This is a genomic window from Streptomyces sp. NPDC000941, from assembly GCF_053599555.1.
The window spans coordinates 36,508-59,128 of sequence record NZ_JBSFMM010000045.1 but is presented as its reverse complement, the minus strand read 5'-3'; the positions used below and the strand labels follow the sequence as shown (position 1 = coordinate 59,128).

Annotated in this window: 22 protein-coding genes and 1 rRNA gene; 10 read left to right on the top strand and 13 right to left on the bottom strand. The window is 70.1% G+C overall.

Annotated features, from left to right (window positions below):
- Window positions 1-91 (top strand): 5S ribosomal RNA (gene rrf, locus ACWDSL_RS17185); the annotation flags it as partial.
- 78 nt (window positions 92-169) lie between these two features.
- On the opposite strand, the gene ACWDSL_RS17180 is transcribed toward rrf, so the two are convergent.
- Window positions 170-1,252 (bottom strand): sensor histidine kinase, encoded by a 1,083-nt coding sequence (locus ACWDSL_RS17180; RefSeq protein WP_450486116.1) that lies wholly within the window; start codon window positions 1,250-1,252, stop codon window positions 170-172.
- Between the two features lie 29 nt (window positions 1,253-1,281).
- Window positions 1,282-1,944: a response regulator transcription factor gene (locus ACWDSL_RS17175; protein ID WP_450486120.1), complete on the bottom strand. Its 663-nt coding sequence runs from the start codon at window positions 1,942-1,944 to the stop codon at window positions 1,282-1,284.
- Between the two features lie 314 nt (window positions 1,945-2,258).
- Here ACWDSL_RS17175 and ACWDSL_RS17170 point away from each other — a divergent pair, with 314 nt between their 5' ends.
- From ACWDSL_RS17170 to ACWDSL_RS17160, 3 genes are read left to right on the top strand one after another with little or no spacing between them, the layout of a single operon-like run.
- Window positions 2,259-3,125, top strand: a complete 867-nt coding sequence (locus tag ACWDSL_RS17170) for an ATP-binding cassette domain-containing protein (protein ID WP_450486118.1) — start codon at window positions 2,259-2,261, stop codon at window positions 3,123-3,125.
- Entirely contained in the window at window positions 3,122-4,663 is a 1,542-nt protein-coding gene (locus ACWDSL_RS17165; RefSeq protein ID WP_450486114.1) for an ABC transporter permease subunit, read from the top strand. The genes ACWDSL_RS17170 and ACWDSL_RS17165 overlap by 4 nt, the downstream gene beginning before the upstream one ends.
- Window positions 4,660-5,442 (top strand): ABC transporter permease, encoded by a 783-nt coding sequence (locus ACWDSL_RS17160; protein WP_450486112.1) that lies wholly within the window; start codon window positions 4,660-4,662, stop codon window positions 5,440-5,442. The genes ACWDSL_RS17165 and ACWDSL_RS17160 overlap by 4 nt, the downstream gene beginning before the upstream one ends.
- 47 nt (window positions 5,443-5,489) lie before the next feature.
- Here the strand turns inward: ACWDSL_RS17160 and ACWDSL_RS17155 are convergent, their stop codons facing one another.
- The 7 genes from ACWDSL_RS17155 to ACWDSL_RS17125 form a co-directional block, all read right to left on the bottom strand.
- Entirely contained in the window at window positions 5,490-7,382 is a 1,893-nt protein-coding gene (locus ACWDSL_RS17155) for a hypothetical protein (RefSeq protein WP_450486110.1), read from the bottom strand.
- A 1-nt stretch (window position 7,383) separates the two neighbouring features.
- Window positions 7,384-8,823 carry an ATP-binding protein gene (locus tag ACWDSL_RS17150; RefSeq protein ID WP_450486108.1) on the bottom strand — a complete coding sequence of 480 codons (1,440 nt, stop codon included), beginning with the start codon at window positions 8,821-8,823 and terminating at the stop codon, window positions 7,384-7,386.
- A 58-nt stretch (window positions 8,824-8,881) separates the two neighbouring features.
- Window positions 8,882-10,438, bottom strand: a complete 1,557-nt coding sequence (locus tag ACWDSL_RS17145) for an SCO6880 family protein (RefSeq protein WP_450486106.1) — start codon at window positions 10,436-10,438, stop codon at window positions 8,882-8,884.
- A complete protein-coding gene (locus ACWDSL_RS17140; RefSeq protein WP_450486104.1) occupies window positions 10,435-11,784 on the bottom strand; it encodes a hypothetical protein in 1,350 nt (449 codons plus the stop codon). The genes ACWDSL_RS17145 and ACWDSL_RS17140 overlap by 4 nt, the downstream gene beginning before the upstream one ends.
- Window positions 11,774-12,667: a hypothetical protein gene (locus ACWDSL_RS17135; RefSeq protein WP_450486102.1), complete on the bottom strand. Its 894-nt coding sequence runs from the start codon at window positions 12,665-12,667 to the stop codon at window positions 11,774-11,776. The genes ACWDSL_RS17140 and ACWDSL_RS17135 overlap by 11 nt, the downstream gene beginning before the upstream one ends.
- A 274-nt stretch (window positions 12,668-12,941) precedes the next feature.
- Window positions 12,942-13,250: a hypothetical protein gene (locus tag ACWDSL_RS17130; RefSeq protein WP_089512523.1), complete on the bottom strand. Its 309-nt coding sequence runs from the start codon at window positions 13,248-13,250 to the stop codon at window positions 12,942-12,944.
- Window positions 13,251-13,534: 284 nt separating this feature from the next.
- Entirely contained in the window at window positions 13,535-13,747 is a 213-nt protein-coding gene (locus tag ACWDSL_RS17125; protein ID WP_450486100.1) for a DUF397 domain-containing protein, read from the bottom strand.
- A gap of 303 nt (window positions 13,748-14,050) precedes the next feature.
- Here ACWDSL_RS17125 and ACWDSL_RS17120 point away from each other — a divergent pair, with 303 nt between their 5' ends.
- Both ACWDSL_RS17120 and ACWDSL_RS17115 read left to right on the top strand, forming a co-directional pair.
- Window positions 14,051-15,058, top strand: a complete 1,008-nt coding sequence (locus ACWDSL_RS17120; RefSeq protein ID WP_089512522.1) for a C40 family peptidase — start codon at window positions 14,051-14,053, stop codon at window positions 15,056-15,058.
- Between the two features lie 200 nt (window positions 15,059-15,258).
- On the top strand, window positions 15,259-15,999 hold the full coding sequence (locus ACWDSL_RS17115) for a phosphatase PAP2 family protein (protein ID WP_450486097.1): 741 nt from the start codon (window positions 15,259-15,261) through the stop codon (window positions 15,997-15,999).
- A gap of 42 nt (window positions 16,000-16,041) precedes the next feature.
- Here ACWDSL_RS17115 and ACWDSL_RS17110 read toward each other — a convergent pair whose 3' ends face one another.
- Together ACWDSL_RS17110 and ACWDSL_RS17105 are read right to left on the bottom strand one after the other, a co-directional pair.
- A complete protein-coding gene (locus ACWDSL_RS17110; protein WP_450486095.1) occupies window positions 16,042-17,664 on the bottom strand; it encodes an FAD-binding oxidoreductase in 1,623 nt (540 codons plus the stop codon).
- A 71-nt stretch (window positions 17,665-17,735) separates the two neighbouring features.
- Complete coding sequence (locus ACWDSL_RS17105; protein ID WP_078610535.1) at window positions 17,736-17,921, bottom strand: hypothetical protein; 186 nt, start codon at window positions 17,919-17,921, stop codon at window positions 17,736-17,738.
- A gap of 140 nt (window positions 17,922-18,061) precedes the next feature.
- Here ACWDSL_RS17105 and ACWDSL_RS17100 point away from each other — a divergent pair, with 140 nt between their 5' ends.
- Window positions 18,062-19,096 carry a hypothetical protein gene (locus tag ACWDSL_RS17100; RefSeq protein ID WP_450486093.1) on the top strand — a complete coding sequence of 345 codons (1,035 nt, stop codon included), beginning with the start codon at window positions 18,062-18,064 and terminating at the stop codon, window positions 19,094-19,096.
- Window positions 19,097-19,223: 127 nt separating this feature from the next.
- Complete coding sequence (locus ACWDSL_RS17095; protein ID WP_450486091.1) at window positions 19,224-19,418, top strand: hypothetical protein; 195 nt, start codon at window positions 19,224-19,226, stop codon at window positions 19,416-19,418.
- 58 nt (window positions 19,419-19,476) lie between these two features.
- Here the strand turns inward: ACWDSL_RS17095 and ACWDSL_RS17090 are convergent, their stop codons facing one another.
- The gene (locus ACWDSL_RS17090) at window positions 19,477-19,881 is read right to left on the bottom strand and encodes a metal-sensitive transcriptional regulator (RefSeq protein ID WP_450486089.1); all 405 of its coding nucleotides are present in this window, start codon (window positions 19,879-19,881) and stop codon (window positions 19,477-19,479) included.
- A 192-nt stretch (window positions 19,882-20,073) separates the two neighbouring features.
- Between ACWDSL_RS17090 and ACWDSL_RS17085 the strand changes: the two genes are divergently transcribed.
- Together ACWDSL_RS17085 and ACWDSL_RS17080 are read left to right on the top strand one after the other, a co-directional pair.
- Window positions 20,074-20,694, top strand: a complete 621-nt coding sequence (locus ACWDSL_RS17085) for a DUF47 domain-containing protein (RefSeq protein WP_450486087.1) — start codon at window positions 20,074-20,076, stop codon at window positions 20,692-20,694.
- Window positions 20,695-20,702: 8 nt separating this feature from the next.
- Window positions 20,703-21,701, top strand: a complete 999-nt coding sequence (locus tag ACWDSL_RS17080) for an anion permease (RefSeq protein WP_450486085.1) — start codon at window positions 20,703-20,705, stop codon at window positions 21,699-21,701.
- Window positions 21,702-21,841: 140 nt separating this feature from the next.
- Here the strand turns inward: ACWDSL_RS17080 and pstB are convergent, their stop codons facing one another.
- Entirely contained in the window at window positions 21,842-22,618 is a 777-nt protein-coding gene (gene pstB, locus ACWDSL_RS17075; protein WP_089512516.1) for a phosphate ABC transporter ATP-binding protein PstB, read from the bottom strand.
- Window positions 22,619-22,621: the final 3 nt, after the last annotated feature.

The following is a 22,621-nucleotide window of genomic DNA, read 5'->3' as shown; positions in this document are numbered from 1 at the left end:
GCCCGGTTACATTCCGAACCCGGAAGCTAAGCCTTTCAGCGCCGATGGTACTGCAGGGGGGACCCTGTGGGAGAGTAGGACACCGCCGAACAATTTTTAGCCTCGGTTCTGGGTATCGAAAGATACCCAGGACCGAGGCATTTTTGCGTTGGGCTCAATCTTCAACCCGTCAGGCTGAAACCAGCGATGCGTGCGCGAACCGTACGGCGATGGACAGGCCGCCTTCGGGCCGTGTGCTGGTGGTGAGAGTGGCGTGGTGAGCTTGGGTGACGGCGTTGACGATGGCGAGGCCGAGACCGTAGCCGTCGCGGCGGCCGTTACGGTCGGGCGCCAGCTTCTGGAAGGGCTGAAAGAGGCGCTGGACCTGGTCGTTGGGGATGGCCGGCCCGCTGTTGGTGATCGTAAGGGTCACCTGCGTGCCGGAGGTCTGAGTGGTGATCTTTACGTGCCCGTCCGGGTGGTTGTGGCGGATGGCGTTGTCGATGAGGTTGGCGACGAGGCTTTCGATCAGCCTCGGGTCCCCTGCCGTCACTGCGGGCGTCAGATGTTCGGCCAGGTCAATGCCTCTCTCTGTTGCCTGGCCGCGGCGAGAGGCGAGCACTCCTTCGACGATATGGGCGAGGTCGAGGGTGTCCCGGCGGGAGATTCCGCGCTCGCTGGTGGCGAGGGCGAGCAGTGCCTTGACGAGCCGTTCTTGGTGTCCGCCGAGGGCGAGGGCTTCTTGGCAGGCAGAGCGCAGCGTGTCGGCGTCGGCGTCGGGGTCGGCGAGGGCGACTTCGAGGAGGGTGCGCAGGCCGGCGAGGGGGGTGCGCAGCTCATGGGAGGCGTTGGCGACGAAGTGGCGTTGGGCGTCGAAGGAGGCTTGAAGGCGGGCGAACAGGTCGTCGAGGGTGTGGCCGAGCTCGGTCAGTTCGTCCGTGGGCTCGCCGAGGTCGAGGCGCCGGTGGAGGTCGCCGGCGGAGATGATTTTGGCGGTGGCGGTGATGGCGCGCAGCGGATGCAGGAAGCGGCCGGCGACGAACCAGCCGAGAGCCAGGGCGACGGGAATCAGAATGACCAGGGCCACGGCGGAGCCCGTGAGGAGTTGGGGCAGGCTGATCCCGTTGCCGGTTCCGGTGATCGCACCCGATGACGGGTGGTCTTTGGGCTTGGTCGACTGGACGCCGGCGAGCGGGACGGCGACGCATACGAGCACGAAGACCCCGGCGGCGTAGACGCCTGCCGCGTAGGCGAGCGCGAGCCGCCTCTGCAAGGGCCTCCTGGCTAGCTGCTGAGGGGAGGTCATGACGATCCGATTCGGTAGCCGCCTTCGCGGATGGTCTCGATCACCGGCGGTTCACCGAGCTTGGCCCGCAACCGGTGCATGGTGTGCTTGACGGCGCTGCTGAACGGGTCGGCGGCCTCGTCCCAGACGCGTTCCAGCAACTCCTCGGCGGAGATGACCAGGTCGGGTGTGGCGAGCAGGCATTCGAGGAGGGCGAACTCCTTGGGGCTCAGCTCAAGGCGCCGGCCGGCCCGGAACGCGGTGCGGCGGGCCGGATCGAGGGTGATGTCCCCGCAGGCCAGGGTGGGCGGTAGCGGCGGGGTGGCGCGGCGGGCCAGCGCACGGACGCGGGCGACCAGTTCGGCGAACGCGAAGGGCTTGGGCAGGTAGTCGTCGGCGCCGAGGCTGAGCCCGTCGACACGGTCCTCGATCGTGTCGGAGGCGGTGAGCATCAGTACGCGGGTCTCGCAGCGGCCGTGGGCGAGTTGTCGGCAGATCTCGTCCCCGTGGACGCCGGGTAGGTCGCGGTCGAGGATCACCACCTCGTAGCGGGTGACGGCCAGGCGGTCGAGGGCGGCGGTTCCGTCCAGGACGACGTCGACGGCCATGCCCTCGCGACGCAGTCCGGTTCCGATGGAGCGGGCGAGGATTTCGAAGTCCTCGGCGACGAGGACCCTCACCGCCACTCACCGCAGGTCGTCGTCCGAACAGGGCGGACAGGGCGGAGAGCGCGAACAGGGCGAACAGGGCCGCCGAACCGGCCGCCGGGTCGAGATGCCATGCCTCGACGATGCCAGATCCCCGGTTGCAGCCAGGTCGCAGCCGGGTCGCAGCCGCTGCGACCGGGCCGGAACCGGGTGCCGCGTACAACCGTCGGCATGAGTCGATTTCGAACCATGAGCTCGCCGCGGTGAGCGCCCCAGGTATCAGCGCCCCAGGGATCGTCGTCGCCGGACTGCGCAAGCGGTACGGGGCGACCCTGGCCCTCGACGGCATGTCCTTCACCGTCCGACCGGGGCTGGTGACCGGCTTCTTGGGGCCGAACGGGGCCGGGAAGTCCACCACGATGCGGGTGATCCTCGGCCTGGACGCGGTTGAGGCGGGCACCGCGCTCATCGAGGGGAAGCCGTACCACCGTCTTCGGCATCCGCTGAACCATGTCGGTTCACTGCTGGACGCGGCGGCACTGCACCCCAGCCGCAGCGGGCGTAACCACCTGCTGTGGCTGGCGCATTCGCAGGGCCTGGCCGCGCGGCGGGTGGACCAGGTGATCGAGCAGGTCGGCTTGGTCTCGGCGGCCCGGCGCAAGGCCGGCGGCTACTCGCTCGGCATGCGGCAGCGGCTCGGGATCGCCGCGGCCCTGCTGGGCGACCCGCCGATCGTCATGCTCGATGAGCCGTTCAACGGCATGGACCCAGACGGCATCATCTGGATGCGCGGCTTCCTGCGGTCGCTGGCCGCTCAGGGGCGCGCCGTGCTGGTCTCCAGCCATCTGATGGGCGAGGTGCAGGACACGGCCGATCATCTCGTCGTGGTCGGGCGCGGCAAGGCCATCGCCGACGCGGGCGTGGCCGAGCTGATCGCGGCCGCGTCCGGGAACCGGGTGGCCCTGCGGACCACGGCCGGGACACAGGCGATGACGGTGCTCAGGCATGCCGGCGCGACCGTGGCGGCCACCGACCGTGACAGCATCACGGTCTCCGGCCTGCCCGCGGACCGGATCGTGATGCTGCTCGGCGAGAGCGCGGTGCCGTTCTCCGAGGTATCGGCGCACCGCGCCACCCTTGAGGACGTCTACCTGGAACTCACCCGGGACGCGGTCGAGTTCCGCGCCGCGACGCCCCCGGAGGTCTCGCGGTGACCCCCACCGTGACGCCGTACCGGTCCTCCGGCCTGCGGGCCGGGCGGGACGGCTTCGTGCGGTTGCTGCACGCGGAGTGGACCAAGTTCCGGACGGTCCTGGGCTGGGTGACCGGCGTGGTGGTGGCAGCACTGATGGTGGTGCTGTTCGCCCTGCTCGCCGGGGTCAGCAGCGATCAGAAGGGCTCACCGCCCGTTCCGATCGGACCGGGCGGTGAGCCGGTCACGGACAGCTTCTACTTCGTGCACCAGCCGCTGGCGGGAAACGGCAGCATCACTGTCTCCGTTTCCGCGCTCAGGAGCAGCGTCCCCAAGCGCCCCGGTGACCTGCGGCCCGGCATCGTGCCGTGGGCGAAGGCCGGGCTCATCATCAAGGAGAGCACCCGCCAGGGATCGCCCTACGCGGCGATCATGGTCACCGGCAGCCACGGCGTACGGATGCAGGACAGCTACGTCAACGACAAGCCCGGCCTCCCCGGCCCCGTCTCCGCCGAGTCCGTCCGCTGGCTGCGGCTGGACCGTTCGGGCGAGGCGGTCACCGGCTATGCGTCCGCCGACGGCACGCACTGGACCAGGGTGGGCACCGTGCACGTCAGCGGGCTCGGACCGACCGCGCAAGGCGGGCTGTTCGTCGCCTCGCCGCCTTCCGCGGATGGCATGGGCACGCGCGGCAGTGTGTCCACGGCCGTCTTCGGGGATCTCCGTGTCCAGGGGCGCTGGGCGGCCGGTGGCAACTGGACAGGTGACCAGGTGGGACCCGGATCCCCCAGCTTCTCCGGCTACCCGAAGAACACATCGGGTTCGTTCACGGGAGCGGGCTCTGATGGCAGCTTCACGGTGACCGGCGCCGGCGACATAGCACCTGCCGTTCGCGACACTCTGCCAACCGGCGGCACCCTCGGAGAAATCCTCACCGGCACGTTCGCCGCGCTGATCGTGGTGATCGTCGTGGGGGCGCTGTTCACCACCACGGAATACCGGAAGAACCTGATCCACGTAACCCTGGCCGCCGGCCCGAGACGGAGCCGGGTGCTGGTGGCCAAGGCATTGGTGCTGGGGGGCGTCACCTTTGTCGCCGGGTGGGCGGGAACGGTCGTCGCGGTTCCGCTCGGCGAGCGGCTCGCCCGGGCCAACGGCGTGTACATCTTCCCGGCGACGTCTTCAGCCGAACTACGGGTGGAGCTCGGGACCGCGGCGCTGCTCGCGACCGCCTCGATCCTGGCCCTGGCCGTCGGCACGATATTCCGGCACAGTGCCGGCGCGGTCACCACCGTCATCGTGGCCATCGTGCTGCCCTACATCCTGATCGCCATCCCGTTCATCCCCGCGAGCGTGTCGAACTGGCTGGCCCGGGTGACCCCGGGCGCGGCCTTCGCCGTCCAGCAGACGCTTGTGCGGTATCACCAGGTCGCCAGCAATTACACGCCCTACAACGGCTATTACCCGCTGGCGCCGTGGGCCGGGTTCGCCGTCCTGGCCGGCTACGCGGTGGCAAGCCTGGCCGTAGCCGCCCTCCTTCTCCGCAGGAGGGACGCATGAGACCGGCCCTGCCGGCCCTGCACGCGGAATGGACGAAGATACGGACCGTCACCAGCCCTCTCTGGCTGCTGCTCGGCATGATCGCGGCGACCGTGGCCCTGGGCGCCGCCGCGACCTCGGTGGTGACCTGCGCGTCCGCCGACTGCGGCGATATGACCAGGCTCAGCCTCATCGGCGTCCAGCTGGGCCAGGCGCTGGTCGTCATCCTGGCCGTCCTGGTCATCGCAGGCGAGTACGGCACCGGCATGATCCGCACCACCCTGGCGGCGACACCGCATCGGGCCACCGTCCTCGCGGCCAAAGCCGTCACCCTCACCGGGGTCGTGGCCGCGGCCGGGACCATCGCGGTGCTGGGGTCGCTGGTGGCCGGTCGGCTCCTCCTGCCCGGCCATGCCTTCACGACCACCCGCGGCCACCCGCCCCTGTCCCTGACCGACGGGCCCACGCTGCGAGCCGCCCTCGGGTCGATCCTCTACCTGACCCTGATCGCCCTGCTCAGCCTCGGCGTCGCCACCGTCGTGCGGGACTCCGCGGCCAGTATCGGGATCGTCCTCGGCCTGCTCTACCTGGTCCCCGTCCTCTCCCAGATGATCGGCAATCCGCACTGGCAGCGCCTGCTCCAGCGGATCGGGCCGATGAGCGCCGGGCTCGCCATCCAGGCCACCACCGACGTCCGCAGCCTGCCCATCGGCCCCTGGGCCGGTCTCGCCGTCACCGCCGGATGGGCCGCCGCGGCGCTCTTGGCCGGCGGCCTGCTGCTGCGCGTACGCGACACGTAGCTCGTCGTCGTCGTCGACGACGACATGGCCGCGTATGCCCTCAGCCCTCAGCCGGTCAGGGTGCGGTGCGGCCAGCGTGCGCGGGCCTGCTCCTGGGAGCGCATCAGCGCCAGGGTGGGCAGGCCCTGTGCCGCGCCCTGGGGCAGCAGGTCCGGCAGCTGGGGCAGCGGGGCCACGGCCGCGACATCGTCCAGGACGAGGGTGAGTGGTGGGTCGAGCCGACCGGAGGATGACCGTTCGGCCATGCGCCGGCCGTGCTCGACCACGTATGAGGCGAGTGCGGTCAACAAGGGCATCGCACCCGGATGGGTCCGCGGATCCTCAATGGATTCGCCCATCACATACAGCGTTCCCCCTTCGCCGATGAATGACTCCAACGCGAGGGTGTCGGAACGGCCGGGGTTGCAGGCGTCCCTGATGTGGATCGAGGACAGCGCGGCAAGCGCACGGGCCGTCAGTTCCTGGGCCATGTCCCGGCGTTCGGGGTGCGCGGTGAGCATGGCCTCCAGCTCGCCGGCCGCGCCCCCCGCCGCCTTCGCATGGGTCCGCAGGATCCGTACCGGCTCATGCGCCGAGTTGCCCTGCGCCCAGCGGTGCACCTGGCGGAACGGGCGGCCGTCCACCGCGGCCGCGTGCAGCCAGCAGCGGAGCATGGTCTCCGCGGCCTCCGCCATGGGCCGGTCCACGGCGTGCAGGGGGCGTACGGAAGCGAGGAGCGCGGTGGCCCGGGCGGCCGCGGCATCGCGGGACTCACAGCCCGCGGCGGGGTTCCAGCGCAGCCGGGCCGGGGTGTCGAGGAGGTGGGACGGGTCGAAGACATGAGTGGGGCCGAACTTCGCGCGCGCGTCCTTGGTCGTCGTCCACAGCGCGGCGTCGCTGGTGACGACCAGGACCGGGCCGTCGGCATCCAGGACGGCCTGGGACGCGGCGTCGCCGCGCTGCGAGCCGTAGAGGACGCGGGAGTGCGTCACCTCGGCCCCGGGGAACCCCGGGCCGCCGCCCGGGCCGCCGCCCTGGCCACCGCGCGGGGTCGGCACCGGCTGAGCCGATGCCGCTGTGGGTTCGGCGGGCGGCTCCGCACCCGTGCCGGCCCATACGTCTGCCCGCTGCTCGGCGACGTGGTGGGGCGCGGCGGCGCCGACGCCTCGCTGTGCGGCCTGGACCGTATCGGCACCATGGCGCGTATCAGCGGTATGGTCCGGGACTCGGCCGTGCGTGGCGTTCCAGGTCGCCGAGGAGCCCGCTGGGGCACCCGCTTCGGGGCCGGGGGCGCCGTACGCGTACGCCGCGGCGCCCGTGGGCAGCGCGCCCGGTGTGCCCGGCAGGCCGTGTTGCGGCGAGCCCGCCGCCGCTCCGAGGGCCGCGGCGTCCTGCCCCGGTCTTCCCGGGCTCCCCGGTCCCCCCGGCGCTCCCAGTCCCCCTGGCCCGTCGGCAGTGCCCGCCCTGGGGACGTACTCGTGTCCTTCCGCTGCTTCCGCGGCCTGTCGCCCGGCGGCGGCGGCCTCCTGGCGGTCCGCGCGGCGCTGGGCGCGTACGGCGCGGTAGCGGGTGAACGTGCCGATGACGAACACCGTCAGCACGATCAGCACCATCAGCTCGCTGATGAACAGGCCCCAGAACAGCCCGTATCCCGACAGCTGCTCCTTCGGCGTGTCGGGCCATGCCGCGGCGAGGTTGTGGGGTTCCTGGGCGAGCGCGCGCATGGCCAGGGGCGTACGGAGGAAGCGCACGCCGTCCGGCCAGGCGCCGTGGGCGAAGAGCCCGGCCAGCCCGGTCGCGGTCCACACCAGCCCCGTCAGCCCCAGCAGGAAGAGCATGGAGCCGATCAGCAGCCCGTCCGGAATGCCGCCCTGTGCGGCGGCCGGGGGTCTGCCCGGCTCTCCTGCCCCGCCGTGGCCGCCCTGACCTCCCTGACCTCGCTGGGCCCGCCCCGCCGCCATGTCAGGCCACCGTCGACCCGTACGAGGGCCCGCCGTACGGGTCAGCCTCGGCGGCCTCGTGGGCGAGCTGCTGCTCCACCGCCATGGCGGCCCGCTCCTCGGCCTCCGCTTCGGCTTCGGCCGCCAGCTGGACGGCCAGCGCGTCCTCCGTCATGGCGCGGTCGGTGTAGACGAGCGGCCGCTCGGCCTCGGTGATCAGGTGCTTGACGACCTGGACATTGCCGTTGACGTCCCAGACGGCGATGCCCGGCGACAGGGTCGGGATGATCTCGACCGCCCAGCGCGGCAGGCCCAGCACCCGTCCCGTGGCCCGGGCCTCGTCGGCCTTCTGGGCGTAGATGGTCCGGGTCGACGCCATCTTGAGTATCGCCGCGGCCTCGCGCGCGGCCGCGCCGTCGACCACGTCGGACAGGTGGTGGACGACGGCGACGAAGGACAGGCCGAGGCGGCGCCCGAACTTGAGCAGCCGCTGGAAGAGCTGGGCGACGAAGGGCGAGTTGATGATGTGCCAGGCCTCTTCGACGAGGAAGATGCGCTTCTTGCGGTCCGGCCGGATCCAGGTGTGCTCCAGCCATACGCCGACGATCGCCATGAGGATGGGCATGGCGATCGAGTTGCGGTCGATGTGGGACAGGTCGAAGACGATGAGGGGTGCGCTCAGGTCGATGCCCGCGGTCGTCGGGCCGTCGAACATGCCGCGCAGGTCGCCGTCCACGAGCCGGTCGAGCACCAGGGCGACGTCCAGGCCCCAGGCCCGTACGTCGTCTATGTCGACGTTCATGGCCTCCGCCGAGTCCGCCTCGGGGTGGCGCAGCTGCTCGACGATGTCGGTCAGCACCGGCTGGCGCTCGACGATGGTCTGGTTGACGTACGCGTGGGCGACCTTGAGGGCGAATCCGGAGCGCTCGTCGAGCCCGTGGCCCATCGCGACCTCGATGATCGTACGGAGCAGGGCGAGCTGCCCCGTCGTGGTGATCGCGGGGTCCAGGGGGTTGAGGCGGATAAGGCCGTCGAGGGCGGCCATCGGGTCGAGCCGGATGGGGGTGATGCCCAGCTCCTCGGCGATCAGGTTCCACTCGCCGACGCCGTCCTCGCCCTGGGCGTCGAGCACCACGACCTGGCGGTCGCGGAACCGCAGCTGCCGCAGGACGTAGGTCTTCTCCAGGGCCGACTTGCCGTTTCCGGACTCGCCGAGCACCAGCCAGTGCGGGGCGGGCAGCTGCTGTCCGTACAGCTGGAACGGGTCGTAGATGTACCCCTTGCCGGAGTACACCTCGCGGCCGATGATCACGCCCGAGTCGCCCAGGCCCGGTGCGGCGGTGGGCAGATAGACGGCCTGTGCCTGCCCCGTGGACGTGCGGACCGGCATCCGGGTCGTCTCCACCTTCCCGAACAGGAAGCTGGTGAACGTCTCGGTGATGGCGCCAATCGGATCGGCCACGGCAGAGCCCCTATCGTCCCAGTCGTCTCTATCGCGCTATCGCACTCGCGCTATCGCTCTATCGCCGGATGCCGGTCGCGAACGGCAGTGTGTTCACAAAGGCACGGTGGTGCTCGCGGTCGCACCACTCGAGCTTGAGATAGCTCTTGCCCGCCGAGGCTCTGATGGTCCGCTTGTCGCGGGCGAGCGCCTCGGGGGAGCGGGAGGAGACGGTGATGTAGCCGACGAGGTTGACGCCCGCGGCGCCGCTCGCCAGATCCTCGCCGCGCTGGTCGAGCCGTCCGTGCGCGGCGATATCGCGCGGGTCCACGGTGCGGTTCATCTTGGCGGCGCGGCTGGCCTCCGCCTCGTCGTTGGTCTTCTCCGTCAGCATCCGCTCGATCGCGATCTCGGTCGGCTCCAGGTCCATGCAGACGGCGACCGTACGGATGACATCGGGGGTGTGGACCAGGAGCGGGGCGAGGAAGTTGACCCCGACCGGGGTCATCGGCCACTCCTTCACCCAGGCCGTGGAGTGGCACCAGGGCTCGCGGGTGCTCGACTCGCGGGTCTTGGCTTGCAGGTACGTGGGCTCCATCGCGTCCAGCTCGGCCGGCCAGGCGTTCCGCTGGGTCATGGCCTGGATGTGGTCGATGGGGTGGTCCGGGTCGTACATGGAGTGGATCAGCGAGGCCAGCCGCCCCTGGCCGAGCGGCTGGCGCACCCGGATGTCGGCCTCGGCGAGCCGGGCGCAGATGTCGGTCAGCTCGCGCGCCATGACCACGGCCAGGCCCGCGTCCTTGTCGAGCTTGCGGCCGCCGGCGCTGTGGCGGGTGGCGCGCGCGATGGCCTGGGCCTCGGCCGCCAGATCGCGGGTGTAGTGCATACAGGCGACCAGGTAGGCGCGGTGCTGCTCGGAGGAGGTGGAGACCATCGACTGGAGCTGCTCGTAGGAGTCCTTGAGCCAGAAGGGGGCGTCCCCGTCGCCGCGCCGCTCCACGTCCTTGGCGTGTGCGTCGGGGTCGGCGGGGAGGGTGCGGGCCAGCATCTGGATGCGGGTCACGAAGCCGTCGCCGTTGGCCACGTGCTTGAGCAGCGTGCCGAACCGGTCGACCAGCGCCTCCTGGTCCTCGCTGTCCCGCAGCCCGACGCCCGGGCCCTCGATCTCGATGGCGGCGGTGACGGTGCGGCGGTCGGCGTGCAGGAGCACCGCGATCTCGTCCGGCCCGAACGGGGCCGCCAGCCAGTTGATCCGGCCGATACCGGGCGGCGGGCCGACCTCGACCTCACGGCCGTCGAAGCGGGTGCCGGCCTCGGCGGTGGCGGAACGGTAGGTGGCGTTGTTGCGCACGATGCGCTTGTAGGAGCGGTTGACCTCGAACCACTTGTAGAACGTGCGGCCGTTGTACGGGACGTAGACGGCGGCCAGCGCGAGCGTCGGGAAGCCCACCAGGGCGCCGATGCGCAGCGTCAGCACGGGGACCAGCAGTCCGCACATCATTCCGATGAACGCACCCCCGATGATCAACGCGATCTCGCCGGTCTCGCGGTTCTTGCCGACAATCGCGCTGGGGCGGGGGCGCCCGATCAGATATGTGCGGCGAGGCGCGATGGGAGCCTGGACCTCGATCGTCACCGCCGGTCACCTCCGGGGTTGTTGCTGGAACCGCGGTTCTGTGCGCGGGCCGCGGAGGCGGCTCCGCCGCCCCCGCCCCCGCCGCTGCTGGGGCGCGCGACGCCGCCTCCGCCGCCTCCGCCGCCTTGGCCACTGCCGCGGGAGCTGTGCGCGGCGACGCCGCCGGAGACCGGGTTGGCGGGCTTCGCCTGCGCGGGGCCGGTCGAGCCGCCCCCGCCGCCGTCGCCTCCGCGGGCGCTGTGGGTGTTGATGCCCTGCTTCACCAGGGCGGCCGGGGAGCTGATGATCGCGGCGGCCTGGCGGGACGCCGGGTCCGCGCTGGCGCTGCGGGCCTTGACGATCTCGTCGCCGAAGCCGGGCACGAAGCGGTAGATCATCGCGCTCGCGAAGATGGCGAGGACGATGATCGCGAGGCCGGAGACGACGGCCGAGAAGGCGTCAGGTCCCTTGTCGGACGCCGACAGCGCCCCGGCCAGGGCGAGCACTATCACCACCACCGGCTTGACGAGAATCACCGCGATCATGATCCCCGCCCAGCGGCGCACATGCCCCCACATGTTCTTGTCGACCAGGCCCGAGTAGACGGCGGTGCCCAGCAGCGCGCCGACGTAGAGAAGGGCGGCCCGGATGACGAGCTCGAGGCAGAGCACGCCCGCGGCGAGGATGGTCACCAGCGATACGACGATGAGCATGATCGGCCCGCCGCCGATGTCCTCGTCTCTCTTCAGGGCCTGGGCGAACGAGCTGAAGAAGGTGTCATTGTCCGCACCTGTGCCCGAGGCGATGGCCTGGGTGACGGCGTCGGTCGCCGTGACGACCGTATAGAGGATGAGCGGCGTGAAGGCGGAGGCCAGGACCGTCAGCCACAGGAAACCTATGGCCTCGGACAGCGCCTCACCGAGCGGCGCTCCGCGGATGGCGCGCTTGGCGACGGCGAGCAGCCAGAGGATGAGGGTGAGAACGGTCGAGGCGGCGAAGACGACGGCGTACTGGCGGAGGAATGCCTCATTGGTGAAGTCGACGGTCGCGGTCTCTTTGACCAGGTCGGAGAGTTTGCCGACGAGCCAGGAGGCGGCGTTGGCGCAGCCGCGGGCGAGGGAGGCGGCGGGGTCGAGGGGGGAGGTGGGGTCGGGCGGACCGCCGCTCGAGCCGCCGCTGCCTCCGCTTTGACATTGGTCCCTGACCTGACCGAGGAGTTGGTCGCAGTCGTCTTTCGCGCTGCCAGACGGGCTCGGCGTCGGATCAGGTGCAGCGACGGCACGTGTGGCCAGGAGCACGGCTGCTGCCTGCATGGCCGCCAGGGCACCGGTGACCGCGAGGGCATGGCGGCGTGGGCTAACGGGCATAGGTAAACCCTCCGTACTCCTCGACTGCCTTGGCGATCTCATCGGCTGTGGACGCGGTGCGGTCACGGTTGACGGGCGCTGGGCCGTCTTGTTGCGAGAAGCTCTCGACCTTCCAGTCGTTGTCCGCCCAGCGCAGCTTGAGCGTCATGGTGATCCAGTCGTTGGTGACCGGGTTCGTCGAGCCTTCTCCTGCCGTGCCGAACACGCCCGTGCACCAGACGGCAACGGTCGCGGTGTCAGCCGCGTACTTTGTGATCTTGGTGCCGACGGGCACGGTCCGAGAGATGTAGGTCATGCCGTCTGCGGCCTTGCCGTTGGCATCGAGGCCGATTTTCCGGAGAGTTTCGGTCGAGTAGGCCTTGTCGAGCTTGGTCTGCAGCGGCCCTGCCGCCGCGCTGGTGAAGGCCTGAGTCACGATCCCGTGGCGGCGTTCCCGGTTGAGCATGTCAGCCGACCCCAGCGCCACCGCGTAATTCGCCGCCGCACTCTGCGCCCCCTGCTCCGTCTTCGCGAACCCCGACGCGATCCCCGTAGCCGCGTCCTTCCCCTTCACCGGTCGCTGCCCCGTCGGGGCTGTCGTCTGGCTCTTCGCGCTGGTGCCGGAGGAGTCGTGGTTGGTGTCGCTGTCCGAGGAGGTCTTGTCGCCGCCGCGGTTGGCGAAGGCGATGGCCGCGATGAGGAGCACGACGACGCCCACCACGGTGACCAGGTTGCGGCTGGGCTTGCCGGGGCGGGTGGTGCCTCGGCGGGGTGGGGCGAAGGGGTCGTCGTCGCCTTCGGGGAGGCGGGTGCGCGTCAGGTGGCCTCTGGGGGGCACGCCGCCCGTACGGTTCGGGTCCTGGCCGTAGTCCCCGCCGTATCCGTCATCGCCGCCCAGACTCATCGCACCTACGCCCCTTCAAACGTGTCAACCGTGTCAACTGTGTCAACCCTGTCAACCGAGACAGCCCTGCCCCTATACGACGGTAGCGGCGCGGACTGACGCTGGGGCGGGGCGGTGTGAGTGGACATCAAGCTGACACGACCTCAAGGGGCGATGCGGGCATCAGGAAGCAGCCTCAGTGGGGGAGGTGGACCGGTGGGGGGCTCGGGGGCGGAGGCTTGGGGAACGGGGGTGCGCCGCGCGTGGGGGGTCGGCTGGGTGAGCGGGTGGTGCGCTAGACGGCCATGCCGTACACGATCGTGAAGACTGTGCCCAGTGAACCGATGATGAACACACCGGTCAGTCCGGCGACGATCAGACCCTTGCCCTGTTCGGCGCTGAAGGTGTCGCGCAGCGCGGTCGCGCCGATCCGCTGCTTGGCCGCGCCCCAGATGGCGATGCCGAAGCAGAGCAGCAGGGCTACGGCCATGACCACCTCGATCATGACGCGGGCCTCGCTGCCCAGGTCGCCGAACGGGCCCCAGTCTGGGGCGATTCCGCCGATGATGGTGTCGATGTCGCCCTTGTCGGCTGCTAGGAACATGAGAAGTCACCGCCCCTTGTGGGTAGTTGTGTGCCGCCGCGCGGCTGGCACATGCCAGGCTCTATCTTCGCTGACGATTCCGCTTCCGCATGTCGACTTGGCGGCATTTCTTGGCGGATCTCGTACGTGTTGTGGGCCACGATGACCTGACTGGCGTACAAAAGCGTCAACCTAGGGTTCTCTGATCACTGTGTGTATCACGCACATGGGCGCTGGGCAACGATCAGTGGCGGGGGCCGGAGCTCGGCGAGCCCCGCGGCTCACCCCTCCGCTCACTCCCCCGCTCACTCCTCTGCGAAGTCGTCGAACTCGCCGGCCTTGACCCCCTTGATGAACGCCTCCCACTTCGCCTGGGTCGTCACCACGATGTTGTCGGGGTCGTTGCTCTCGCGCATGTAGATCCGGCCATCGGGGCCCGCGGCCACCTCCAGGTAGGCCTCCTGCTCCCCGTCCTCCGGGGTCGTGGCCCGCTGCCAGTCGAGGTCGAGCTGTGTCATCGCATGGTCCTAAATGGGGTGTGAGAAGGGAGTGTGAGAAAGGAGTGTGAGGTGTCCGGACGCGCCGGACTTTACGCGCTTCGCGTCCGCACGGGAGGCGGCCTGGGGGCGGGGTCGGCCACGCGGCGGAGCCGCATATAGACGCCTGTCGGGGGCAGGGGCGGGGCGCAGAGGTGGGGGGAGCCGGGGCATACGGTGCGGCGGCCTCGCCGCGCCCGTATGGTTTCGGCTGGCGGGCGGCGGAATTTCGCCGTACGTGCGGAAACGCGTTCGTATGGCGGGCAGATGGGGGAGGATGGGCGGGTGCGTAAGGTCTGGCTGGGCGTCAGTGTCGGTCTCGGGATCTCCTTCTCCTTCGTCGCGCTCCTCGTCGTCGGTACGTACATGGTCGCCGCGGACCTCGCGGGCGGTAACAGCGGTACGACGGTCGGGCTGGCCAGAGGTGCCGTCCCCGCCGCGTATCAGCCGCTGGTCCAGAAGTGGGGGAATCTGTGCCCCGCGATAAACCCCGCCCTGCTCGCCGCGCAGCTCTATCAGGAGAGTGGCTGGAACCCGAAGGCGGAGAGCCCGGCGAACGCCAAGGGGATCGCGCAGTTCATCCCGGGCACCTGGGCCAGCCATGGTGTGGACGGCGACAAGGACGGGGACCGGGACATCTGGGACCCGCAGGACGCGATCCCGTCGGCGGCCGCGTACGACTGCTCGCTCGCGAAGTATGTCGAGGATGTCCCGGGCGATCTGACGCACAACATGCTGGCCTCCTACAACGCGGGCGCGTACGCGGTGATCAAGTACTCCGGCGTGCCGCCCTACCGCGAGACCCAGAACTATGTGAAGACCATCACCACCCTGGCCAAGAGCTTCGCGGCGCCCGTCCAGAAGGTGCGGCCCTCGCAGCAGTCGGCTGCGGCGATCTACTTCGCGCAGAAGCAGCTCGGCAAGCCGTATCTATGGGGCGGTAACGGGACCCCGGAGGACGACGGGCGGTTCGACTGCTCCGGGCTGACGAAGGCGGCGTACAAGACCGTCGGCATCGACCTGCCGCGTGTCGCCAACGATCAGTGGAACGCGGGGCCGCACCCCAAGAGGGATGAGCTGCTCCCGGGCGACCTGGTCTTCTTCGCGTACGACCTCAACGATCCGAGATCCATCCACCACGTCGGGATCTACGTCGGGGGCGGGCAGATGATCAACGCCCCGTACACTGGGGCCGTGATCCGGTTCGACAAGATCGACACGCCGGACTACATCGGTGCGACGCGGGTGACCAAAGATGGCGCAAAAGCGTTGCCGACGGCGAACCCCGCATAAAGTCTCCGCGCTGAACTGCGACGATGGGTCACCCTTCGATAACGTCCTGGTGATCGTTGGGTAGACAGCGGAACGCCCCGCTCGTTGTGGGCGTTTCCTGGAAGTGGATCGGCAGCGGACACCATCGGCATCGATCGCGTTCACCAACGGGGGCCGGCAGCCGCATGTAGCGACAGGCAAGAGATAAGGGGCCACGGCACATGGCTGGACTCGCACTGGACGGGTCGAACCCTGATGTCAGCCTGCTCTACGACATCAATGGACTCGCCAAGGACGCTCCCCACTGGTTCGACCGCGTCATGGAGTTCGTCGGCGAGTACGGGATCATCATCGGGCTGGTCCTGGTCCTGCTCGGCGCCTGGTGGAGCGTGCGCAAGCGGGCGCAGGACGCGCCGTCCGCCGTCGCCGGGCTGATCTGGGCGCCGCTGGCCGCCGGTCTCGCGCTGCTCGCCAACATCCCGATCCGGGAGTTCGTGGAGCGGCCCCGGCCCTTCAAGGACCATCAGGGTCTTGACGTCCTGGTGGCGGGCAAGACCGACTTCTCGTTCGTCAGCGACCACGCGACGCTGACCATGGCGATCGCCGTCGGCGTGTTCATGGCCAGCCGGACCTATGGAGCCGCCGCGATCGGCCTGGCGCTGCTCGAAGGGTTCTGCCGCGTCTATATGGGCGTGCACTACCCGACGGACGTCATCGGCGGGTTCGCGCTCGGCACGGCGGTCGCGCTGCTGCTTGCCCCCCTCGCGATGATGCTGCTGACCCCGCTGACGACCGCCATCGCGGGCTCGCGGGCGGGCTGGCTGGTGCGGGTGGGCACCGCCCCCGCGGCCGGGGAGGCCGCGGAGGAGGACGTGCCGGAGTTCCCCGGGTCCCGCTCCTCGGGCAGTGGCAGCGGCAGTGGCAGCGGCAGCGAGCGCCGCAACAAGGACCTGGCTGCCTGAGGAACCAGGAACTGCCTGAGGAACCAGGAACCCGAGGGCTCCTCACAGCGCCTGCGGGAAGTCGAACAGCCGGTCCGGGTCGTACCGTTTCTTCAGCTTGGTCAGCCGGTCCGCCGCCGACCCGTAATACGCGGTACGCCAGTCCTTGAGGGACGCGTCCGTGTAGTTCTGGTACGCCGCCCCCGACGCATGGCGCCGCATCGCCGTATGCACGCCGTCGAGCCAGGAGAGCTGTGCCGTCCCGGCCCCGCCGGCCGCCCATGAGGCGCTGTACTGCGCCAGGAAGCGTGAGCGGCGGTGGACGAAGGCGGTGGTCGTGGGCGCGACGCGGTTGACGGCCCCGCCGAGCGCGGTGAGCGCGATGCTGACCGCGCCCCCGCCGCTCGTACGGCGTCCGTACGCCTCCACCTGGCCGAGCATCGCGCGCACGCCCGCCTCGCTCAGCGAGCGGGCGTAGAAGTCGGAGCGCGCCGCGTATGTCTCGCGCTGGAGGACGCCGGACGAGCTGCGGCCCGGTGTGTCGCCCGGGAGGTGGCACTGGGTGGTGCCGGTGTCGGCGCATCCGGCGTACGCCCGCATCGCCTCCACATAGCCGCGGCGGCGCAGCAGGACTCTCGAGGCGGGGCCGGGCCCGCCCGGGCCGTCGGCGAGCCGGTCGACGGCGTTCTGCAACTCGCCGTAGGTGCCGAGCGAGAAGCAGCTCACCGAGACGGTCGGGGTGCGGCCGGGGGAGGCCTCCAGGTGGAGCGCCGACCAGATCTCGTCCGGCTGGTCCGGGCCCCACTTCTGCCAGGCCCGCAGCACCGTCGCGGCCTTGGACCACGGCCAGGTCATATAGCAGGTGACGCCGTCGGCGGCCCGGTGGGTGCGGAAGCGGAGTTCGGTGACGACGCCGAAGTTGCCGTTGCCGGCGCCGCGCAGGGCCCAGAACAGATCGGCCTCGCGGTCCTTGGACACCTGGAGGGTCCGGCCGTCGGCGGTGACGATGCTGGCGCCGGTGAGGTTGTCGGAGGTGAGCCCGTACGCCCGGGAGACGACGCCGTGGCCGCCGCCGAGGGTCAGGCCGGAGATGCCCACGGTGGGGCAGGAGCCGCCGGGTACGGTCACGCCGGACGCGCCCAGGGTGGTGTAGACGTCGATGAGCTTGGCGCCCCCGCCGATCCGGGCCTCGCCGGAGGAGGTACGGATCGACTTGAGCGCGGAGACGTCGATGACGAGGCGGCCGTCGCCGCTGGACCAACCGGCGTAGCTGTGGCCGCCGTTGCGAATGGCGACCGGGGTGCCGTGGCGGCGGGCGAAGTCCAGGCACTCGGATATGTCCGAGGTGTTGGCTATATAAGCGACGGCTGCGGGCCGCAGCCGGTCGAAGCGGGTGTTGTAGAGCTGACGGGCGGTGGTGTAGTCGGAGTCGCCGGGGCGTATCAGATCGCCCTGCAGACCCTTGCCCAGCGCGGTCCAGTCCGCGGCCCGCGGCTTGCCGTCCGTGCCGCCGGCGGAGGCCGAGGCGGAAGCGGAGGACGAACGGGCATCGGAGGCGGAAGAGGCGGCGCGGGTGGACGGATCGCCGTCCCCCGCCGCCTGTCCCGAGTTCTTGTCGCACGCTGTGGCCCACGTCCCCGTGGTCCCCAGTGCCGTGCCCGCTGCCAGTAGTGTCCGCCGCTTCATGGCGGCCTCCCGTCCCACTTGACGCTGCTGCCCCACCAGTTGGCCGGGCGGTCGCGCGCAGGCCCGGTCCCCTACTCAGAGGGCGAGGCGGCGCATCCGGTTCCGCCGGCGTGGCCGGCCGCGTCGGTGCGGGCCTTGTCCCGCGAACGGCGGGCGGGGCCGCGCCAGCCGCAGGAGCAGCGGGCGCTGCAGAAGGAGCCCTTTTCCACGGTGGTGGTGCGGTGTTGGTCGGGGTCCGAAACGCCAGAGTCGAGCACATGACCACGCTACCCGGCCGTGACGAGCCCTAGGGGCGAGTCGTTAAACGAACAAGTACCAAGGGCGTGGACGAGCGTGGCCAGGGGGTCGACGGTCGATGGAAATCCAGCGGCGTACGGGCGGTGCCCGGACGAGGCGCATGGCGGCCGCTGTGGCGGGCGCACTGCTGGCCGGGCTGATGGCGACCACGACCACGGCGACCCTGACCGGCTGTTCCTCCGAGACGGTCGCCGACGAGCGCCCCGGCGGCGAATCGCACGCCGCCGCGGTCGCCGCGCTGCACCGCGCCGCCGATGTGCTGGTCCGGTCGGGCAGTTCACGGGTCCGTACGACGATGGAGACGGCGACGGGTGGCACACGCGTCTCGATCCGGGGCAGCGGCGCGTACGACTTCGTCAGGCGGATGGGGCGGCTGCGCCTGGTGCTGCCCAGGGACGCGATGGGGGCCGTCGAGCATGAGCCGATCACCGAACTGCTGGCCTCGGGCGCGCTGTTCATGCGGAACCGGGGCGCGGGCATTCCGCCGGACAAGTGGGTCCGGGTGGATACGGCCGGTATCCCGGACGGGAACCTTGTCACCGGCGGGGCGACCGATCCGCTGGCCGCCGCCGAGCTGCTGCGCGGGGCGCGGGCCGTGAGCCTGGTGGGCGAGGAGGGGCTGGACGGGACGGTGGTGCGGCACTATCGCGGGACGACAGACATCGGGCGGGCCGCGCGGGTCGCGTCGCCGGGTGTGCGCGGACCGTTGGCGGCCGCCGCGCGGGGGTTCACCGAGCACGCGGTGCCCTTTGACGCCTATATCGACCGGCAGGGGCGGCTGCGCGAGGTACGGCACCAGTTCACGGTGACCAGCGGCGAGGTCGGCGGGCAGGACGGGCAGGACCGGCAGGACGGCCAAGGCAGCCAGGGCGGTCAGTCCGGGCAGGGTGGTGGAAGCGGAACCGGAGGCGGAACCGCGAGCGGAGGTGGGAGCGGCGCCGGGCAAGCCGGGCGGGGCGGCGACTCAGCCCAGGGTGCGTCGGGCGATCGGAGCACCCCCGGCCCCCAGGGCGTACGGCGGACGCTGGGGGTGGCCTCCACCATCGAGCTGTACGACTTCGGCGCGCCGGCCGCCGTGACGCTCCCTAAATCATCGGATATTTACACAGGAAGGGTTGGATCCCCCCAGACCTAGCCAGCGCATGCCGTTCAGCCCCGTGAAATGGTCCATCCGTGCCATGCGCGGAGTGTGTACCGATCCCTACGCTGGGAAGCCGCTGCTCGGAAGTGCTCGCAGATGCTCGCAGGAGGAGGTGAAACACGTGGTTGCGCGTCGCGGCTCGTCGGGCCCGGACCCCGTGGCCCTCGTCGAGATCGATCTCTACGGTGAGTTGATGATCGCTGCGTCGAGCGCGGACGAGGAAAGGCTCAGTCCGGACCGTATCGACGAGGTGCTCCAGGTGGCGGAGGACCGATCAAATCCAGCCGAGGACGAAGGCGAGGGCGCCCGGCCATAGCGCCGGAAGGCCGAGCGGGGGCGGCGGCGCCGTCAGGTCCGCATGTCAGGTCCGCATGTCAGGTCCGCAGCAGGCGGGCGATGGCGGCGGTGGCCTCGGCGACCTTGGCGTCGACCTCTTCGCCGCCCTTGACGGCGGCCGCCGCCACGCAGTGGCGCAGATGCTCCTCCAGGAGTTGCAGCGCGAAGGACTGGAGCGCCTTGGTGCTCGCCGAGACCTGGGTGAGTATGTCGATGCAGTAGACGTCCTCCTCGACCATCCGCTGCAGGCCCCGGATCTGGCCCTCGATCCGGCGCAGTCGCTTGAGGTGCTGGTCCTTCTGCTTGGCGTAGCCGTGGCCGGTGTGCTCGGCGGCGGTGGCCTGCGCCTCGGCCTCCGTCCCGGCCTGCGTCTCGGGCTCGGGCGCCTGGCTCCGCTGCTCGCCCTCGGTGGGGGCGGTGTTGTCGGCTGCCGTGGTGGTCATGGCGCCCTCCCGTTGTTCGCAAATGTCCTATATACCCCGGCTGGGTATATGGTACCGGGTCTGCCTGGTTGGACCGGGTCCCTGTGATAAGCACTCTGCCCTATGGGCCACACTGGGGAACGCCGGTTACCGTGGCCGGATGATGCACCTAGCATCAACGAGACAGACCCCGATGCATTCCGAGGATCCCCAGTGCGCTTTCGTCTGACCCCCAGGGAGACGAGCTTCTACGACATGTTCGCCGCTTCCGCGGACAACATCGTTACCGGCTCGAAACTCCTGATGGAACTGCTCGGGGCGGACTCCTCCGCTCGTACCGAGCTCGCCGAACGCATGCGGGCCGCGGAGCACGCGGGGGACGACGCGACCCACGCGATCTTCCACCAGCTGAACTCCTCCTTCATCACGCCGTTCGACCGCGAGGACATCTACGCCCTCGCCTCCTCCCTCGACGACATCATGGACTTCATGGAGGAGGCCGTCGACCTGGTCGTCCTCTACCAGATAGAGGAGCTGCCCAAGGGGGTCGAGCAGCAGATCGAGGTACTGGCGCGGGCCGCGGAGCTGACCGCCGAGGCGATGCCGAACCTGCGCACCATGACGAACCTCACCGAGTACTGGATCGAGGTCAACCGTCTCGAGAACCAGGCGGACCAGATCCACCGCAAGCTGCTGGCGCACCTGTTCAACGGCAAGTACGACGCCATCGAGGTGCTCAAGCTCAAGCAGATCGTGGATGTGCTCGAGGAGGCGGCCGACGCCTTCGAGCACGTGGCCAATACGGTCGAGACCATCGCCGTCAAGGAGTCCTGAGCCTCGGCATGGACACCTTCGCGCTTGTCGTGACCATTGCGGTCGCGCTCTTCTTCACGTACACCAACGGCTTCCATGATTCGGCGAACGCCATCGCCACCTCCGTCTCGACCCGGGCGCTGACCCCGCGGGCGGCGCTCGCGATGGCCGCGGTGATGAATCTCGCGGGCGCCTTCCTGGGCAGCGGGGTCGCCAAGACCGTCAGCGAGGGCCTGATCGCCACCCCGACCGGCGGACAAGGCATGATGATCTTGTTCTCCGCGCTGGTGGGCGCGATCACCTGGAACATGGTGACCTGGTATTTCGGCCTTCCGTCCTCCTCCTCGCACGCCCTGTTCGGCGGTCTGGTGGGCGCGGCACTCGCCGGGTCCAGCACCGTCCACTGGAGCGGGGTGGTGGAGAAGGTCGTCATCCCGATGTTCCTGTCGCCCGTCGTCGGTCTGGTGCTGGGCTACTTCCTGATGGTGGCCATCCTGTGGATGTTCCGGAACGCCAACCCGCACAAGGCAAAGCGCGGCTTCCGCATAGCCCAGACCGTCTCGGCTGCGGCCATGGCGCTCGGCCACGGTCTGCAGGACGCCCAGAAGACCATGGGTGTCGTGGTGATGGCCCTGGTCATCGCCGGTGTGGAGGACGAGGGCGACGCGATTCCGGTGTGGGTGAAGATAGCCTGCGCCGCGATGCTCTCGCTCGGTACGTACGCGGGCGGCTGGCGCATCATGCGCACACTGGGCCGCCGGATCATCGAGCTCGACCCGCCGCAGGGATTCGCGGCGGAGACCACGGCGGCCTCGGTCATGTACACCGCTTCGTTCATGTTCCAGGCGCCGGTCTCGACGACCCATGTCATCACCTCGGCGATCATGGGCGTCGGCGCGACCAAGCGGGTGAACGCGGTGCGCTGGGGCGTGGCGAAGAACATCATCCTCGGCTGGTTCATCACCATGCCGGCGGCGGCCGGTGTCGCCGCGCTCAGCTACTGGATCGTCAACCTGGCCTTCGGCTGACAGCACACGTAACCGAAAGCGGCGGGCCCGCCCCCGGGATGATCGGGGGCGGGCCCTTCGTCCTGCGGTGGCACCGCCATGCAGCACCACAGGACGTTCCTCCTCCGCCGTCGGCACGCCGTCGGCGGGAGGCGGGTGCGTCAGCCGAAGCGGCCCGAGATGTAGTCCTCGGTCGCCTGGACGGACGGGTTGGAGAAGATCCGCTCGGTCTCGTCGATCTCGATGAGCTTGCCCGGCTGGCCGACACCCGCCAGGTTGAAGAACGCCGTGCGGTCCGAGACGCGCGCCGCCTGCTGCATGTTGTGCGTCACGATGACGATCGTGAAGCGCTCCTTGAGCTCACCGATCAGGTCCTCGATGGCGAGTGTGGAGATCGGGTCGAGCGCCGAGCACGGCTCGTCCATGAGCAGCACCTGCGGCTCGACCGCGATGGCGCGGGCGATGCACAGCCGCTGCTGCTGGCCGCCGGAGAGGCCGGCGCCCGGCTTGTTGAGCCGGTCCTTGACCTCGTTCCACAGGTTGGCGCCCTTGAGGGACTTCTCGACGATGCCCTCCAGCTCGCTCTTCTTGTACGAGCCGTTCAGCTTCAGCCCCGCCGCGACGTTCTCGAAGATCGACATCGTGGGGAACGGGTTCGGACGCTGGAAGACCATGCCGACCGTACGCCGCACGGAGACCGGGTCGACGCCCGTGCCGTACAGGTTCTCGTCGTCCAGCATCACCTTGCCCTCGACCCGGCCACCGGGGGTGACCTCGTGCATCCGGTTCAGGGTGCGCAGGAAGGTGGACTTGCCGCAGCCGGACGGGCCGATGAAGGCCGTCACCGAGCGGGGCTCGACGGTCATCGAGATGTCCTCGATGGCCTTGTGGGTGCCGTAGTAGGCGGTCAGGCCGCTGACGTCGATGCGCTTGGCCATGTG